This is a genomic window from Stenotrophomonas sp. YJH_SMC_4 (genome assembly GCF_059371575.1).
The window spans coordinates 85,078-99,589 of record NZ_JCAFUR010000007.1 but is presented as its reverse complement, the minus strand read 5'-3'; the positions used below and the strand labels follow the sequence as shown (position 1 = coordinate 99,589).

15 protein-coding genes are annotated in these 14,512 nt (G+C 67.6%); 7 read left to right on the top strand and 8 right to left on the bottom strand.

Annotation, left to right across the window (positions count from 1 at the left end):
* The first annotated feature begins 99 nt into the window (after positions 1–99).
* Together AC5P9F_RS12820 and AC5P9F_RS12815 are read left to right on the top strand one after the other, a co-directional pair.
* The gene (locus AC5P9F_RS12820; protein ID WP_012479034.1) at positions 100–738 is read left to right on the top strand and encodes an NAD(P)-dependent oxidoreductase; all 639 of its coding nucleotides are present in this window, start codon (positions 100–102) and stop codon (positions 736–738) included.
* Between the two features lie 161 nt (positions 739–899).
* A complete protein-coding gene (locus tag AC5P9F_RS12815) occupies positions 900–1,811 on the top strand; it encodes an MBL fold metallo-hydrolase (RefSeq protein ID WP_111189398.1) in 912 nt (303 codons plus the stop codon).
* Positions 1,812–2,124: 313 nt separating this feature from the next.
* Here the strand turns inward: AC5P9F_RS12815 and dinB are convergent, their stop codons facing one another.
* Positions 2,125–3,219 (bottom strand): DNA polymerase IV, encoded by a 1,095-nt coding sequence (gene dinB, locus AC5P9F_RS12810; RefSeq protein WP_111188501.1) that lies wholly within the window; start codon positions 3,217–3,219, stop codon positions 2,125–2,127.
* 190 nt (positions 3,220–3,409) lie between these two features.
* Here dinB and fabA point away from each other — a divergent pair, with 190 nt between their 5' ends.
* Entirely contained in the window at positions 3,410–3,925 is a 516-nt protein-coding gene (gene fabA, locus AC5P9F_RS12805; protein ID WP_005407930.1) for a 3-hydroxyacyl-[acyl-carrier-protein] dehydratase FabA, read from the top strand.
* Positions 3,925–5,133, top strand: a complete 1,209-nt coding sequence (fabB, locus tag AC5P9F_RS12800) for a beta-ketoacyl-ACP synthase I (protein ID WP_012479031.1) — start codon at positions 3,925–3,927, stop codon at positions 5,131–5,133. The genes fabA and fabB overlap by 1 nt, the downstream gene beginning before the upstream one ends.
* Before the next feature lie 114 nt (positions 5,134–5,247).
* On the opposite strand, the gene AC5P9F_RS12795 is transcribed toward fabB, so the two are convergent.
* Genes AC5P9F_RS12795 through AC5P9F_RS12785 form a run of 3 tightly spaced genes read right to left on the bottom strand, consistent with a single transcriptional unit; the run spans position 5,248 to position 7,690 of the window.
* Positions 5,248–5,931: an HAD family hydrolase gene (locus AC5P9F_RS12795; protein ID WP_043033919.1), complete on the bottom strand. Its 684-nt coding sequence runs from the start codon at positions 5,929–5,931 to the stop codon at positions 5,248–5,250.
* Positions 5,928–6,629: a pseudouridine synthase gene (locus tag AC5P9F_RS12790; RefSeq protein ID WP_065184145.1), complete on the bottom strand. Its 702-nt coding sequence runs from the start codon at positions 6,627–6,629 to the stop codon at positions 5,928–5,930. The genes AC5P9F_RS12795 and AC5P9F_RS12790 overlap by 4 nt, the downstream gene beginning before the upstream one ends.
* Complete coding sequence (locus AC5P9F_RS12785; RefSeq protein WP_043033920.1) at positions 6,626–7,690, bottom strand: class I SAM-dependent methyltransferase; 1,065 nt, start codon at positions 7,688–7,690, stop codon at positions 6,626–6,628. Before AC5P9F_RS12785 ends, AC5P9F_RS12790 begins: the two co-directional genes overlap by 4 nt.
* Before the next feature lie 156 nt (positions 7,691–7,846).
* On the opposite strand from AC5P9F_RS12785, the gene AC5P9F_RS12780 reads away from it, so the two are divergent.
* The gene (locus AC5P9F_RS12780) at positions 7,847–8,110 is read left to right on the top strand and encodes a hypothetical protein (protein WP_005407925.1); all 264 of its coding nucleotides are present in this window, start codon (positions 7,847–7,849) and stop codon (positions 8,108–8,110) included.
* A gap of 82 nt (positions 8,111–8,192) precedes the next feature.
* Here the strand turns inward: AC5P9F_RS12780 and AC5P9F_RS12775 are convergent, their stop codons facing one another.
* Both AC5P9F_RS12775 and AC5P9F_RS12770 read right to left on the bottom strand, forming a co-directional pair.
* The gene (locus AC5P9F_RS12775) at positions 8,193–8,483 is read right to left on the bottom strand and encodes a DUF3247 family protein (RefSeq protein WP_024957100.1); all 291 of its coding nucleotides are present in this window, start codon (positions 8,481–8,483) and stop codon (positions 8,193–8,195) included.
* A 43-nt stretch (positions 8,484–8,526) separates the two neighbouring features.
* Complete coding sequence (locus tag AC5P9F_RS12770; protein ID WP_049442177.1) at positions 8,527–10,515, bottom strand: hybrid sensor histidine kinase/response regulator; 1,989 nt, start codon at positions 10,513–10,515, stop codon at positions 8,527–8,529.
* A 244-nt stretch (positions 10,516–10,759) separates the two neighbouring features.
* Here AC5P9F_RS12770 and AC5P9F_RS12765 point away from each other — a divergent pair, with 244 nt between their 5' ends.
* On the top strand, positions 10,760–11,323 hold the full coding sequence (locus AC5P9F_RS12765) for a DUF3016 domain-containing protein (RefSeq protein ID WP_012479027.1): 564 nt from the start codon (positions 10,760–10,762) through the stop codon (positions 11,321–11,323).
* Positions 11,324–11,504: 181 nt separating this feature from the next.
* Here AC5P9F_RS12765 and alr read toward each other — a convergent pair whose 3' ends face one another.
* Positions 11,505–12,572, bottom strand: a complete 1,068-nt coding sequence (gene alr, locus AC5P9F_RS12760; protein ID WP_099524723.1) for an alanine racemase — start codon at positions 12,570–12,572, stop codon at positions 11,505–11,507.
* Positions 12,551–13,855, bottom strand: coding sequence for a D-amino acid dehydrogenase (locus AC5P9F_RS12755; protein ID WP_005412127.1), 1,305 nt, complete (start codon positions 13,853–13,855; stop codon positions 12,551–12,553). Before AC5P9F_RS12755 ends, alr begins: the two co-directional genes overlap by 22 nt.
* A 149-nt stretch (positions 13,856–14,004) precedes the next feature.
* Between AC5P9F_RS12755 and AC5P9F_RS12750 the strand changes: the two genes are divergently transcribed.
* Complete coding sequence (locus tag AC5P9F_RS12750) at positions 14,005–14,484, top strand: Lrp/AsnC ligand binding domain-containing protein (protein WP_005407919.1); 480 nt, start codon at positions 14,005–14,007, stop codon at positions 14,482–14,484.
* Positions 14,485–14,512: the final 28 nt, after the last annotated feature.

The window sequence follows — 14,512 nt, the reverse complement described above, 5'->3', positions numbered from 1 at the left end:
CCATGCAACAAACAAGCGCGTTATACGCTGTTTTTCGAGCGACTGCAGCGGCCTAGAGTGGCCCCATTCCCACCCCACACCGCCCCACGGAGTCCTGCCATGAAGATCGCCCTCGTTGGTTCCACCGGCAACATCGGCCGCCAGATCGCCCGCCACGCGCTGGCCAACGGCCACGAACTCACCGTCATCGTGCGCAGCGCGCAGGATCTTCCGGCCGAACTGGCCGGTGCCCATCCGGTGATCGCCTCGCTGGATGACCAGGATGCCCTGGTCGCCGCCATCGCCGGCCACGACGTGCTGGCCAGCGCCTATGGCCCGCGTCCGGGCGATGACATCGGCCGCGTCGGCGAAGTGGCCGCGCAGCTGGCCGCCGCCGCGCGCAAGGCCGGCGTACCGCGCCTGGTGGTGGTCGGTGGCGCCGGCAGCCTGGAAGTCGCGCCGGGCGTGCAGCTGGTCGATACCCCCAACTTCCCGGAGGCCTACAAGCCGTACGCGCTGGCCCATCGTGAAGCCTTCAATCGCCTGCAGGCGGTGGACGACCTGGACTGGACCTTCTTCTCGCCGGCCGCCGAAATCGGCCCGGGCGAAGAGCGCGGCCAGTACCGCGTGCAGCCCAAGGCCTTCCTCGCTGATGCCAGCGGCCACAGCCGCATCAGCTACGCCGACTACGGCGCCGCGTTCGTCGCCGAGCTGGAAGCGCAGCAGTACCCGAAGCAGATCATCACGGCCGCGTACTGATCATGGCGTCCGCCGGGCATGGCCCGGCGCTACCCAGCTGTAGAGCCGAAGGCAACGGCAGGAGCCGTTGCCAGCGTCGCTTGCGACGGCCCGCAGGGGCCCGGGCAAGGACGCCCGGCATAGCCCACGTTCGGCTCCCCATTCGACACAAGGAATTTCCAATGCGCACCGCTGCCCTGCTGCTTCCCCTCGCCCTGGCCGCCAGCTTCACCAGTGCGCCGCTGCTGGCCGCACCGGCCACCGCGGCGCCCGCGGCAGCGACAAAATCCCAGCTGCACCTGCAGACCTTCCATCCCGGTCCGCAGGCGATGTTCTCGGTGTCCTCGGTGCTGATCGAAGGCCGCCGCGATGCGATCCTGGTCAACGCGCAGTTCGGCGCCAGCGATGCGCGCAAGCTGGTCGAGCTGATCCGCGCCAGCGGCAAGCAGCTGACAACGATCTACATCAGCCACGGTGATCCGGACTACTACTTCGGCCTGGCTACCCTGCAGGACGCGTTCCCGCAGGCACGCATCGTCGCCACTGCGCAGACCGTTGCCCACATCCAGCAGACCCAGGCCGGCAAGCTGGCCTACTGGGGGCCGAAGATGGGTGCCGACGTGCCGTCGCGCATCGTGGTGCCGCAGGTGCTGGATGGCGATGCCCTGCAGCTGGAAGGCCAGCGCCTGCCGCTGATCGGCCTGGATGGCCCGGCCCCGGACCGCACGGTGCTGTGGGTGCCGTCGCTGCGCGCGATCGTCGGCGGCATTCCGGTGGTGGCCGGTGAACACGTGTGGATGGCCGACACGCAGACGCCGAAGTCGCATGCCGACTGGCTGCAGACCCTGCAGCGGTTGCAGGCGCTGAAGCCGAAGGTGGTGGTGCCGGGGCATTACGCGCCGGGTGCCGCACTGGATGCCAGCGCGCTGGTGTTCACGGCGGACTACATCCGCGCGTTCGATGCCGAGACGGCAAAGGCCAAGGACAGTGCGGCGCTGGTGAAGGCGATGCAGGCGCGCTATCCGAAGCTGGCGGGCGTGGCGTCGCTGGAACTGAGTGCGAAGGTGGCCAAGGGCGAGATGCAGTGGCCGTGAGGTAGGGAGTTTTCTTTTTGCAGGGCTGCGCCCTGCACCCGCTCAATGCAACGGCAACAGCCGAAGCAACGGCAGAAGCTGGTTTCCTGAGGGTGGGCGGGGGGGGTCCGGTTGCGGGGGACGCCGTCAATCCGTCCATGGAGGCTCGGTCGCGCCATCCATGGCGCTCACGCCCCCGCAACCGGACCCACCCCGCCTTCGACAGTTTCCTGCTGCTGATGGAACCTGCTGCTGTTGGTGGGTGCCGACCGTTGGTCGGCACGGGGTCGGATCCCGTTGCTGCGCAACGGGCTCTGACCCCACTGTTTGATGATTAGGTATCTGTGGGATTGATCATGTCGTGCTCGAACAATTCCCCCTGCACCACCGCCTCCTTTTCGCGGAAGCCACCAAGGCCGACGCCGACCAGGCGGTAGCGCGTCTCGGCCGGCAGATCGACCCTCGCGCGCAGCGACAGGGCGATGTCACGCAGTTCTTCCATCGATTCCGGCGGGCGCTCCGGGGTGAAGCTGCGGGTGAGGATGCGGAACTGCGCGGTCTTCAGTTTCAGCACCACGGTGTGGCCGATGCGCTCGGTCTTGCGCGTGGCGTTCCAGGTCTTCCCGGCCAGCTGCACGATCGCCTCGGTCAGGTCTTCCAGCAGCAGGTCTTCGGCGAAGGTGTCCTCCGAGGAGATCGACTGCACCTGCTGGTCCGGTTCCACCGGCCGCTCGTCGATGCCACGTGCGCGGTTGTACAGGCTGCGGCCGAAGCTGCCGAATGCCTCTTCCAGATCGATCAAGGCCCACTGCCGCAGGTCGCCGCAGGTGACGATGCCGCGCGCGGCCAGCTTGCCTTCCATGACCTTGCCGACACCGGGCACGCGGTTCACCGGCAGCGGCGCCAGGAACGCATCCACGCGCTGCGGTGGAATCACGAACTGGCCGTCGGGCTTGCGCCAGTCCGAGGCGATCTTGGCCAGGAACTTGTTCGGCGCGATCCCGGCTGAAGCAGTCAGGTTCGTTTCCTCGCGGATCTGCGCGCGGATGGTGCGGGCGATGTCGGTGGCCAGTTCAATGCCACTCTTCGGCTCGGTCACGTCCAGATAGGCCTCGTCCAGCGACAGCGGCTCGACCAGGTCGGTATGGCGCAGGAAGATCGCGCGTACCTGCTGTGACACCGCCTTGTAACGCGCGAAGTCCGGCGGCACGAAGATCGCGTCCGGGCACAGGCGCTCGGCACGCACGGCGGGCATCGCCGAACGCACGCCGAACACGCGCGCCTCGTAGGACGCCGCACACACCACCGAGCGGGCGCCACGCCATGCCACGACCACCGGCTTGCCGCGCAGTGACGGATCGTCGCGCTGCTCCACCGACGCGTAGAACGCGTCCATGTCAACGTGGATGATCTTGCGCAGTCGGGTCATGTCAGGTGGGAAAGGCGGGGCCGGGCCGGGTGGGCCACACGCCGAAGTATGGTCGTTGCACATCAACAGGATGCGCGTATTCCCTTGAAAACACTACGGTTGCGTACGGTTGAAATGTTTGATCGGCGCAGTTTCCACGGGCATTCTCGGGCGCTTGTTTCCCTGTTCTTCGCTTCCAGGATTGTGCTTCATGACCCGTCTCCACGCGTTCAACCGCGAACAGCTGCTGGCCAGCGCACGCGGTGAACTGTTCGGCACCGCTGCCGGCCGTCTGCCCAACGACCCGATGCTGATGTTCGACCGCATCACCGACATCCGCGAGGACGGCGGACCGCATGGCAAAGGCATGGTACGCGCCGAACTGGATATCCGCCCGGACCTGTGGTTCTTCGGCTGCCATTTCATTGGCGACCCGGTGATGCCCGGCTGCCTGGGCCTGGACGCCATGTGGCAGCTGACCGGCTTCTTCCTGACCTGGCTGGGCGCCCCCGGCAAGGGCCGCGCGCTGGGCTGTGGCGAAGTGAAGTTCACCGGCCAGGTGCTGCCTGAGGCCAAGCTGGTGCGCTACGAGATCGACATCAGCCGCGTCATCAACCGCAAGCTGGTGATGGCCCAGTCGGACGCCCGCATGTACGTGGATGACCGCGAAATCTACAGCGCGCGCGACCTGCGCGTCGGCCTGTTCACCGAAACCGGGAGCTTCTGATGCGTCGCGTCGTCATCACCGGCATGGGCATCACGTCCTGCCTCGGCAATGATCTGGATACCGTTTCGGCCGCGCTGCGCGAAGGGCGCTCGGGCATCACCGCCCTGGCCGACCACGCCGAAGCGGGCCTGCGCAGCCAGGTCGGCGGTCGTGTCGACCTCGATCTGGAGGCACTGATCGACCGCAAGCAGAAGCGCTTCATGAGCGATGCGGCAGCCTTCGCCTATCTGGCCATGCGCGATGCCATCGCCGATGCCGGGCTCAGCGCCGAGCAGGTCAGCAGCCTGCGCACCGGCCTGATCGCCGGTTCCGGTGGCGGCTCCAGCGAATGGCAGATCGGCGCGGTCGACCTGCTGCGCGAACGTGGCGTGCGCAAGGTCGGCCCGTACATGGTGCCGCGCACGATGTGCTCGACGGTCTCGGCCTGCCTGGCCACGGCCTACCAGATCAAGGGCGTCAGCTATTCGCTGTCGGCCGCCTGCGCGACCTCGGCGCACTGCATCGGCGCGGCCGCGGACATGATCCGCCATGGCGCGCAGGACATCATGTTCGCCGGTGGCGGTGAAGACCTGCACTGGTCGATGAGCGTGATGTTCGATGCGATGGGCGCGCTGTCGACCAGCTTCAACGAAACCCCGGCCAGCGCCTCGCGTCCGTACGACAAGGACCGCGACGGCTTCGTCATCGCCGGTGGTGGCGGCATGCTGGTGCTGGAGGACTACGACCACGCCGTTGCGCGCGGCGCGCACATCCACGCCGAACTGATCGGCTATGGCGTGACCTCCGACGGCGCCGACATGGTCGCTCCGTCCGGCGAAGGCGCGGTGCGCTGCATGAAGATGGCGCTGCAGGGCGTCGATCGCCCGCTGGACTACCTCAACACCCACGGCACCTCCACGCCGCTGGGCGACGTCACCGAGCTCAATGCGATCCGCGAAGTGTTCGGCGATGCGGTGCCGCCGCTGTCCTCGACCAAGGCGCTGTCCGGCCATTCGCTCGGTGCGGCGAGCGTGCACGAGGCGATCTACTGCCTGCTGATGATGCGCGATGGCTTCGTTGCCGGTTCGGCCAACATCGGCGAGCTGGACCCGAAGGTGGAGAGCTTCCCGATCCTGCGCGAAAGCCGCGAGCAGAAGCTGGATACGGTGATGTCCAACAGCTTCGGCTTCGGTGGCACCAACGCCGCGCTGGTGTTCGGGCGGGTGTGAGGGGCAGGTGTGCCGACCAACGGTCGGCACCCACCAGGGCAGTAAAGAGTGCCAACCAAGGTTGGCACCCACCAACGCAGTAAAGAGTGCCGACCAACGGTCGGCACCTACCGGTTACCTCGGCAACAACGGCAGCAGGAGCGCGTGCGCGTCCACCAGCGAGCCGACGATGCGGTGGCCCAGTGCGCGTAGTTCTTCGTCAGGATGCACCAGGTCAGGCACCTGGATCACGGTCATGCCGGCCGCCAGCGCCGCACGCGTACCGGCCGGTGAGTCTTCCAGCGCCAGGCAGCGTTCCGGCGCCTGGCCCAGCCGCTGCGCGGCCAGCAGGTAGATATCCGGCGCCGGCTTCGGCCGCGCGACGTCGCCACTGGTGATCACCGCATCGAAATACGGCAGCAGGCCGGCAGCGGCCAGCTTGCGGTTGGCGCGCGGCTGCCGCGTGGTGGTCGCCACCGCGCGCGGAACCGCATGCGCCTTCAGCAGTTGCAGCAGCTCCAGGATGCCCGGCCGCAACGGCAGGCCGGTCTGCGTGCGTGCTTCATACAGGTCGTGGCAGCGCGCGGCCACCGCCTCGATCACGCTGTCCTCGATGCCCTGCGCACGCAGCAGCGCGTGCGTGTCACGGTCACCGAGGCCGACCATGCGCAGGAACACCGCCTCGTCCAGGCCCAGTCCGAACTCGTCGGCGGCCTGGCTCCAGCAGGCCAGCGAAACCCGCTCGCTGTCGATCATCAGGCCGTCCATGTCGAAGATGACGGCGTCGGGGAGGAACGGCAGCGCAGCGATGGTGGTCATGGAGCGAACAGCGTATCCAGGTCGGTGGAGGTGAGCTGCCGCCATTGCCCCTCGTCCAGCCCCTGCAGGTCCAGCCCGCCGACGCGGCTGCGGTGCAGGGCCTGCACGTGGTTGCCGGTGGCGGCGAACATGCGGCGTACCTGATGGTAGCGGCCTTCGTGCAGCACCAGGCGCGCGCGACGCGCATCCAGCACTTCCAGTTCAGCCGGCAGCAGGGGCGTCTTCTCGGACTCCAGCATCAGCGTCCCGCTGGCGAACAGCGCTACCTCGTCGCCGCGCAGGTCGCCGCTCAACTCGACCTCATAGACTTTCGGCAGCTTCGACTTCGGCGAGATGATCCGGTGCAGCAGGCCGCCATCGTCGGTCAGCAGCAGCAGGCCACTGGTCTCGCGGTCGAGGCGGCCCACCGTGGACAGCACCGGATCGCGATCGCGGAAGCGCGGCGGCAGCAGATCGTAGATCAGGCGGCCGGTGTCCTTGGTCGAGCAGGTGTAGCCGGCCGGCTTGTGCAGCGCGATCGACAGGCCCACCGGCGGGTCCAGCGGCTCGCCGTCGACACGGATCGCCTCGTGCGGCACCTGGTCGTCGGCATACAGCACCTCGCCGTCGGCGTCGGTGACGCGGCCTTCGCGGAACATCCACTGCACCTGCTTGCGGCTGCCATAGCCCAGGTTGGCGATGAGCTTGACCAGCTTCACTTGCCCTTCCCCTTCACCGCTTCCACCAGCTTGAAGCCATCACGCTCGGCGATCACGCGCACCGCGCCAAAGCTCTCGTTGAGCGTGTACTCGTACGGCAGGTGGCGGTTGGCCACTACGTACAGGCGTCCGCCCGGGCGCAACGCCTGCGCGGCCACGGCGATGAAGCGCTGGCCGATGTCCGGGCGATCGGCGCGCGACGGCGTGTGGAACGGCGGGTTGCTGATGATGACGTCGTAGCCCGGTTCGATACCCGCGGTGACGTCCTGCCACAGGAAGCGCAGCGGCAGCGGGCGCGGCGGCGGCGCCAGATTGAGTTCGGCCAGTGCCAGCGCGCGCTGCTCGGCTTCGTACAGGTCCAGCGCGGTGATCTTCGGGCAGCGTTCCAGCAGCTCGCGCGACAGGTAGCCGTAGCCCGCGCCGAGGTCGGCGGCACGCCCGGCCAGGTCGGCCGGCAGGTGTTCGGCCAACAGCGCCGACGCCGGGTCGATGCGATCCCAGGCGAACACGCCCGGGCGGCTGAGGAAACGGCCCCCGACAATCGGGCGCACTGCATCCAGCGCCGACCAGCGCTTGGCCAGGTCGGCGTCGTGCTGGCCCTGCATCGGCGCGGTCCAGTACACGCGGCAGTGATTCTTGGTCAGGCTGCCGCCGAGGCCGGTCAGCTGCTTGAGGTCACCCTCGCCCGAGCGTGCGCCTTCGTTGTTGGACTGGCAGGCAACGATGCGGCCGCCGTCGGCGACCAGCGCCAGCGCGCGGGCGAACAGCGCGCGGGCTTCTTCACGCTGGCGCGGCGGCAGCACCAGCACCAGCGGGTGGCGGCCCTTGCCGGCCACATCATCCAGCTGGCCGCTGACGGTCCAGCCGGCGGCCTGCTGCAGCGGCTGCGCGAACGGGGCGAAGCTCTGCTCGCAATGCACCTCGCGGTTGCCGGCCACTTCGCGCAGCGGCCAGCCGTCGCGGGCCCGCAGGAAAGCCACGGGGCCTTCCGGCCAGCGCAGAGCGCCTTGGGAGAACGGCAGGAACAGGGTCTGCAGGGGGGCGTCGTCGCTGGAGGCCATCGGCGCGGGTACTTCAAGCGTGAGGGCCGTCCATTGTACCGGCTTGACCGGGTCGGCCCCGGCAGCCGCTTTGCGAAACCCGAACGGGGCCTTGATCTGCCAGCAACATTGGAACGTTCAGGGTAGAGGCTCCCCCGGAAACCCAGGAGAACCTGCATGCGAGCCTTGTTCGTCGGTGGCGTGGTCGACAACAGTGAAATGGACCTGGAAGGCAGCCATCCGCCCGTGCATTACCCCGAGGACACCGGCGGCGGCCACTCGCGCTACCGGCTGCACCAGGTCGGTCATGGTGCCGACGGCAGCGTGGCCTATGCGGTGTATGGCGCGCCGGACCTGGCCGATGACGAGGTGGCGAGGGTTGCGGAGGAGCGGGCGTATGCACGCCGGTTCGAGGCGACGCCGACCCTGTTCGAGCACTGAGCGCAGCAGCCACGCATGGCGTGGCTCTACTGCAACCTCTGGTAGATCCACGCCAAGCGGGGATGGGCCCGGCAGGTTGCCGTCAAACCCTCGGCGGCAACCTGCGGATGCTGGCGATCTCGTCCAACCACACATGGTGCTGCTGCACCGGCGTGTCGTAGTCATCCAGGCGCAGCTGGCCGTTGCTGCCTTCATCGCCAGCGACGTTGCGGTATTGCTGCACGGTTGGCCTCACGGCCACCGTGCCGAGCAGGCGGCGGCCATCGTGCAGAATCAGTTCCACCTGCGTTTCGCCATCCAGCTGCGGCAGCAGGGCTTCCAGGCGCGCGATCTGCGCCGGATCGGTGTGGATACGTGGAGCTATACGGGACATCGGCGACCTCCTGATTGCAGGGTCGCCGATCGGCCGTGAATGTTCAGTGCAGCGCGCTGTCCGCGCGCGGCACCTGCACCTTGCGTACGGCAGCCACCAGCTGCGCCACCGAGTACGGCTTGGCGACATGCTCCTGGAAGCCCGACGCCAGCGCGCGGCGGCGGTCATCGGCACGCGCCAGTGCAGTCACCGCCACCGCAGGCAAGGTTGCCGCGTCCACGCCCATGTCCTCGCGCAAGGTGCGCACCAGCCCATAGCCATCCATGCCCGGCATGCCGATGTCGGTCAGCATCACGTGGTACTGCAGATGGCCGGTGTCGGCCAGCAGTGCCAGTGCCTCGCCGGCCGAGCTGGCCGCCGACACGCTGGCGCCCTGCTCTTCCAGCATGCGCCGCAGGTACTCCAGCACCTCCGGCTGGTCTTCCACCGCCAGCACATGCATGCCCCGCAGCGGATACGGTTCGACGATCACCGGCTCCAGGATCGGCCCGCTGATGACTTCGCGCAGCGGCCGGCGCTCGGCATCCGGCAGGTGCTGGGGCAGGCGCACGGTGAACGTGGCGCCGTGGCCATGGCCTTCGCTGGCGGCGGCGACGGTGCCGCCGTGCAGTTCGACCAGCTGCTGCACGATCGCCAGGCCCAGGCCGAGGCCGCCATGGCGGCGCGTGGTGGTGCCATCGGCCTGGCGGAAGCGGCTGAACAGGTGGTTGAGGAACTCCGGTGCGATGCCATCGCCGGTATCGCGCACCGTAATCACCCAGTGGGTGCCGTCGGCTTGCAGCTGAACGTCGATGCGGCCCTCGGCCGGGGTGAACTTGATCGCATTCGAGAGCAGGTTCCAGAACACCTGCTGCAGGCGCGTGGCATCGCCCAATACCAGGCTGGGCTGCTCGGGCAGCTGCAGGTTCACGTCCAGCGCCTTGCCTTCGGCCACCAGTTCCTGCGCGCCGATGGCTTCGCCAAGCAGCGTGCGCAGGTCCAGCACTTCCACCTCCAGCTGTACCTTGCCCAGCAGCATGCTGCTGAGGTCGAGCATGTCCGAGATCAGCCGCTTCTGCGCACCGGCGCTGTTGGCGATCACGTTCAGGCCCTTGTACAGCGGGCTGGTGTTGTCCACGCGCTGCAGCAGCAGCTCGCTCCAACCGAGGATGGTGGTCAGCGGCGTGCGCAGCTCGTGCGACAGCGTGGCCAGGAACTCGTCCTTCAGCCGCGCCATGTTCTCGGCGGCGCTGCGCGCGGCGCGCTCGGACTGCAGCAGTTCCTCGCGTGCCAGTTCGATCTCGCGGCGCTCGGTCACGTCCGGACTGCTGCCAGCCAGGCCGATGAAGCGGCCCATGCGCGAGAAGCGCGGCCGCGCGTTCATCTCCAGCCAGCGCCACTGGCCGTCGGCGCGCCGCGCACGTACCAGCGCATGCATCGAACGCTGCGCCTTCAATGCTTCCTGCAGCTCGTACTCGAATACGGACGCATCGTCTGGATGTACCAGGCCGCGCCAGACATCTTCCGGAACGCGCGTTTCGTCGCCACCGAAAAACTCGCTGAAGGCGCTGTTGACGAAGCGGGCATGGCCGCGCTCGTCGAGCACCCATACCGGCATCGGCAGGCCATCGGCCAGTGCGCTGAAGCGGGCTTCGCTTTCGCCCAGCTCCACTTCCATCTGCTTGCGCGCGGTGATGTCGAAGAACAGGATGCCGACCTTGTCTTCGCCCGGACGACCAACGCGCACCGCATCAACCGCGAACGAGCGGCCCAGGGCGCGCGCTTCCATCTCGAACTGGGCGGGGCGACCACTGCGGGCCACTTCACCGTAGATGCGGAACCAGTCTTCCTCGTGGTTCGGTTCCAACGCACTCATGCGCTGACCGCGTGCGTCCTTCAGGCCGGTATGGCGCTCGAAGGCGTCGTTGACCTCGATGAAACGATAGTCCACCGCGCGGTCGCCTTCGAACAGCACCTGGATCACGCAGAAACCGGCGTTGATGCGCTCAAGCACGCCATGATGCAGGTCGGGTTCGGGCGCCGGCACCATCATCGGTGGGCGCTCCACTAGGGGCGGCAGTGTGGACAAGGGCGTCTGGACGGGCCGGATTGGAGACACAGCATGTTCCAGAGAGCGTATTCACAGCGTCAAGCGCCGTCAGTCAGGGTTGACGACGATGAATTGGCGGTAACCCCCCTTGCATACGCCGCAGCCGGCCATTGCAGTGACCCGGCCACAGGATCACACTCGATCCGTGATCAACATCGTCCCCAGCGCGGGGACGCAGGAGACCGTCATGAAACGCGCACTCGTGATTGCCCTGCTGGCAGGCGCCCTGGTGGTGAGCGGCGCCAACGCTGCAGCGCGCAACGTAACCGGTAGGGACGCGCCGCGTGCGTTGCAGGCCAATGGCCCGGTCAGCGTGAAATGGGAGGATCCGGCCACGTTCACCGAGATCCGCCAGAGCACCAACCGCTTCGAGGCCGAACGCGGTGACTGGGTACAGCAGCTGGCCCGCTACCTGCAGACCACCGCTGCCAAGCCGCTGCAGCCTGGGCAGACCCTCGATGTCACCCTGGTGGACATCAAGCGTGCCGGTGACTACGAGCCGTGGCACGGCCCGCGTGCGCGCGACATCCGCGTGATGCGTGATATCTACCCGCCCCGCATCACCCTGCAGTACACGTTGAAGGACGCCGACGGCCGTATTGTGAGCGAAGGCGACGCCCGCCTGAGCGACTCCGGCTACCTGCAGGGCAGTGGGTTGCTGACCAACAGCGATCCGCTGCGCTACGAGAAGCGCCTGATTGATGACTGGGTGAAGCGCCAGCTGGCCAGCCAGGCCACCGCTGCGCGCTAGGCCCCTCGGTAGGTGTCGACCCTGGTCGACACGCATTAGCCGACCAAGGTCGGCCGCTACCGGAGCCGCGCAGGGCGACCGCTGCGTGCCAGGCCCCCCGGTAGGTGTCGACCCTGGTCGACACGCATTACAGGGCGCCGACCGAGGTCGGCCGCCACCGAAGCCGAGCGTGGGCTCGGCGCTACACGTATACCTTCGCCACGCGCTTGACCGCGCACGGCAGCTGGTACGCGCTCACGCCGCAGCGCGGCGCCAGTTCCGCCAACGTCGGCGCACTGCCCCACAGTTCCACCACGCTGCCCACCGCGGCCTGCGGATGCGCCGTCAGGTCCACCGTCAGCATGTCCATCGACACGCGCCCGATCAGTGCGCCGGGCTGGCCATCGATCAATACCGGCGTGCCATTCGGGGCGAACTGCGGATAACCGTCGGCATAGCCCAGTGCAACCACACCCACGCGGGTGCGCGCCTTGGCCACGAAGCGCGCGCCATAACCCACCGGCTCACCCGCTTCGATCCAGCGTTCGGCGATCACTTTCGACTGCATCGTCATCACCGGGCGCAGGCGCTCGGTCAGCGTGGTGTCGTCCGGCAGCGGGTTTGCGCCATACAGCATCAGGCCCGGGCGCACCCAGTCGCTGCGCACGTCCGGCCAGCCCAGCAGCGCCGGCGAATTGCACACGCTGGTCTCGCCGTGCAGGCCGTCGATGGCGCGCGCGAAGGTCGCCGCCTGCTCGTGGGTGCGTTCGCTGTCCAGCTCGTCGGCGCGCGCCAGGTGGGTCATCAGCACGATGCGCTCGACCTGCGGCAGCGCTGACAGGCGCGCGTGCGCCGCGCGGAAGCTGTCCACGTCCAGGCCGAGGCGATGCATGCCGCTGTCCAGCTTCAGCCACACCGTCAACGGGCGCGGGCTGTCGAAGGCGGCGACGGCCTCCAGCTGCCACGGCGAACCCACGGCGAACCAGAAATCATGCTCGGCCACCAACGCCATGTCGCTGGGTTCGAAGATGCCTTCCAGCAGCAGGATCGGCGCATGGATGCCGGCCTGGCGCAGTTCCAGCGCCTCTTCGATGGTGGCCACGCCGAAGCCATCGGCCTCGCCTTCCAGCGCCTGCGCACAGCGCACCGCGCCATGCCCATAGGCATCGGCCTTGATGATCGCCAAGGCCTTGCCACCGCCCAGTTCACGGGCGAGCCGGTAATTGCTGCGCAGGGCGCCCAGATCGATCAGCGCGCGGGCAGGACGCATGTGCGGTTCTCTTGTTGCGGCGCGTGACCGTACTGGCCGTAGCGGAAAATATCCAGGCCTTCGGTGCTGATCTGCGGCTGGCGCGCGCTCATCAGGTCAGCCAGGTAGCGGCCCGAGCCGCAGGCCATGGTCCAGCCCAGGGTGCCGTGGCCGGTGTTGAGGTACAGGTTGCGGAACGGCGTGGCGCCGATCACCGGCGTACCGTCCGGCGTGGCCGGGCGCAGGCCGGTCCAGAACTGCGCGCGCGACAGGTCGCCGCCCTTCGGGTAGAGGTCGCTGACCACCAGCTCCAGGGTCTCGCGGCGTCGCTGCGACAGCGACAGGTCGAAGCCGGCCACTTCGGCCATGCCACCGACGCGGATGCGGTCGTCGAAGCGGGTGACCGCCACCTTGTAGCTCTCATCGAGGATGGTCGAGGTCGGTGCCATCGCCGGATCGGTGATCGGCAGGGTCAGCGAGTAGCCCTTCAGCGGGTACACCGGCAGGCGCATGCCCAATGGTGCGACCAGCGCCGGCGAATAGCTGCCGAGCGCGACCACGAAGCGGTCGGCGGTTTCCAGCTTGCCGTCGATGCGCACGCCGGTGATGCGGTCGCCATCGAACTCCAGGCCGGTGATGTCCTGGTCGAAGCGGAACTCGACACCGGCATCCACGCACATCTGCGCCAGGCGGCGGGTGAACAGCTGGCAGTCGCCGGTCTGATCACGCGGCAGGCGCAGCGCGCCGACCAGGCCATCGACATGGGCCAGGGCCGGTTCGGCCTGGATGATGCCGGCGCGGTCCAGCACCTCGTACGGCACGCCGTACTGGGCCAGGATCTCGATGTCCTGCGCCGAGGCATCCAGCTGCTGCTGGGTGCGGAACAACTGGGTGGTGCCCAGGTCGCGGCCTTCGAATTCGATGCCGATCTGCGCACGCAGCTCGTTCAGGCAGTCCCGGCTGTATTCGGACATGCGCACCATGCGCGCCTTGTTGATCGCGTAGCGCTCATGGGTACAGTTGCGCAGCATCTGCCACAGCCAACGGTACTGGGCCAGGTCCATGCCCGGCTTGATCGCCAGCGGTGCGTGCTTCTCGAACAGCCAGCCGATCGCCTTCTTCGGCACGCCCGGGGCCGCCCACGGCGAGGTGTAGCCGAACGACAGCTGGCCGGCATTGGCGAAGCTGGTTTCCAGCGCCGGTCCGGGTTGGCGGTCGATGACCGTGACTTCAAACCCGGCCTGTCGCAGGTACCAAGCACTGGTGGTGCCGATCACGCCGCTGCCGAGAACTAGGACTCGCATGGGACTTCTCCAACCCGATCATTCCCTGCACTGGAGCGCACAGGGACCATAATTGGGGAAGTATAGACAGCCATTCCCAGTTGATTTGCCTGTTTTGAAATCAACCGGCAGGATGTTCTCCTGCAATTCATTCCCCAAGGTTGACGACCATGGCCACCCGTACCCGCGAACTGGACAAGATCGACCGCAAGATCCTGCGCATCCTGCAGGCCGAGGGCCGTATTTCCTTCACCGAACTGGGCGAGCGGGTCGGCCTGTCGACCACGCCGTGCACGGAGCGCGTGCGCCGGTTGGAGCGCGAAGGGGTGATCACCGGCTACCACGCCCACCTCGACCCGGCCGCAGTGAAGGCCAGCCTGCTGGTGTTCGTGGAAATCAGCCTGGCCTACAAGTCCGGCGACATTTTCGAGGAGTTCCGGCGCGCGGCGCTGAAGCTGCCCAACGTGCTGGAGTGCCATCTGGTGTCGGGCGACTTCGATTACCTGCTGAAAGCGCGGATCAGCGAAATGGCCTCCTACCGCAAGCTGCTCGGCAGCACGTTGCTGACACTGCCGCACGTGCGCGAGTCGAAAAGCTACATCGTGATGGAAGAAGTGAAGGAAACACTGAGCTTGCCGATTCCGGATTGAGGCTGGGGAAGCGGTTGGGGTCAGAGCC

Coding starts and splice junctions, on each gene's coding strand:
- AC5P9F_RS12820 (WP_012479034.1), top strand. CDS start 100: ATGAAGATCGCCCTCGTTGGTTCCACCGGCAACATCGGCCGCCAGATC.
- AC5P9F_RS12815 (WP_111189398.1), top strand. CDS start 900: ATGCGCACCGCTGCCCTGCTGCTTCCCCTCGCCCTGGCCGCCAGCTTC.
- dinB (WP_111188501.1), bottom strand. CDS start 3,219: ATGACCCGACTGCGCAAGATCATCCACGTTGACATGGACGCGTTCTAC.
- fabA (WP_005407930.1), top strand. CDS start 3,410: ATGACCCGTCTCCACGCGTTCAACCGCGAACAGCTGCTGGCCAGCGCA.
- fabB (WP_012479031.1), top strand. CDS start 3,925: ATGCGTCGCGTCGTCATCACCGGCATGGGCATCACGTCCTGCCTCGGC.
- AC5P9F_RS12795 (WP_043033919.1), bottom strand. CDS start 5,931: ATGACCACCATCGCTGCGCTGCCGTTCCTCCCCGACGCCGTCATCTTC.
- AC5P9F_RS12785 (WP_043033920.1), bottom strand. CDS start 7,690: ATGGCCTCCAGCGACGACGCCCCCCTGCAGACCCTGTTCCTGCCGTTC.
- AC5P9F_RS12780 (WP_005407925.1), top strand. CDS start 7,847: ATGCGAGCCTTGTTCGTCGGTGGCGTGGTCGACAACAGTGAAATGGAC.
- AC5P9F_RS12775 (WP_024957100.1), bottom strand. CDS start 8,483: ATGTCCCGTATAGCTCCACGTATCCACACCGATCCGGCGCAGATCGCG.
- AC5P9F_RS12770 (WP_049442177.1), bottom strand. CDS start 10,515: ATGATGGTGCCGGCGCCCGAACCCGACCTGCATCATGGCGTGCTTGAG.
- AC5P9F_RS12765 (WP_012479027.1), top strand. CDS start 10,760: ATGAAACGCGCACTCGTGATTGCCCTGCTGGCAGGCGCCCTGGTGGTG.
- alr (WP_099524723.1), bottom strand. CDS start 12,572: ATGCGTCCTGCCCGCGCGCTGATCGATCTGGGCGCCCTGCGCAGCAAT.
- AC5P9F_RS12755 (WP_005412127.1), bottom strand. CDS start 13,855: ATGCGAGTCCTAGTTCTCGGCAGCGGCGTGATCGGCACCACCAGTGCT.
- AC5P9F_RS12750 (WP_005407919.1), top strand. CDS start 14,005: ATGGCCACCCGTACCCGCGAACTGGACAAGATCGACCGCAAGATCCTG.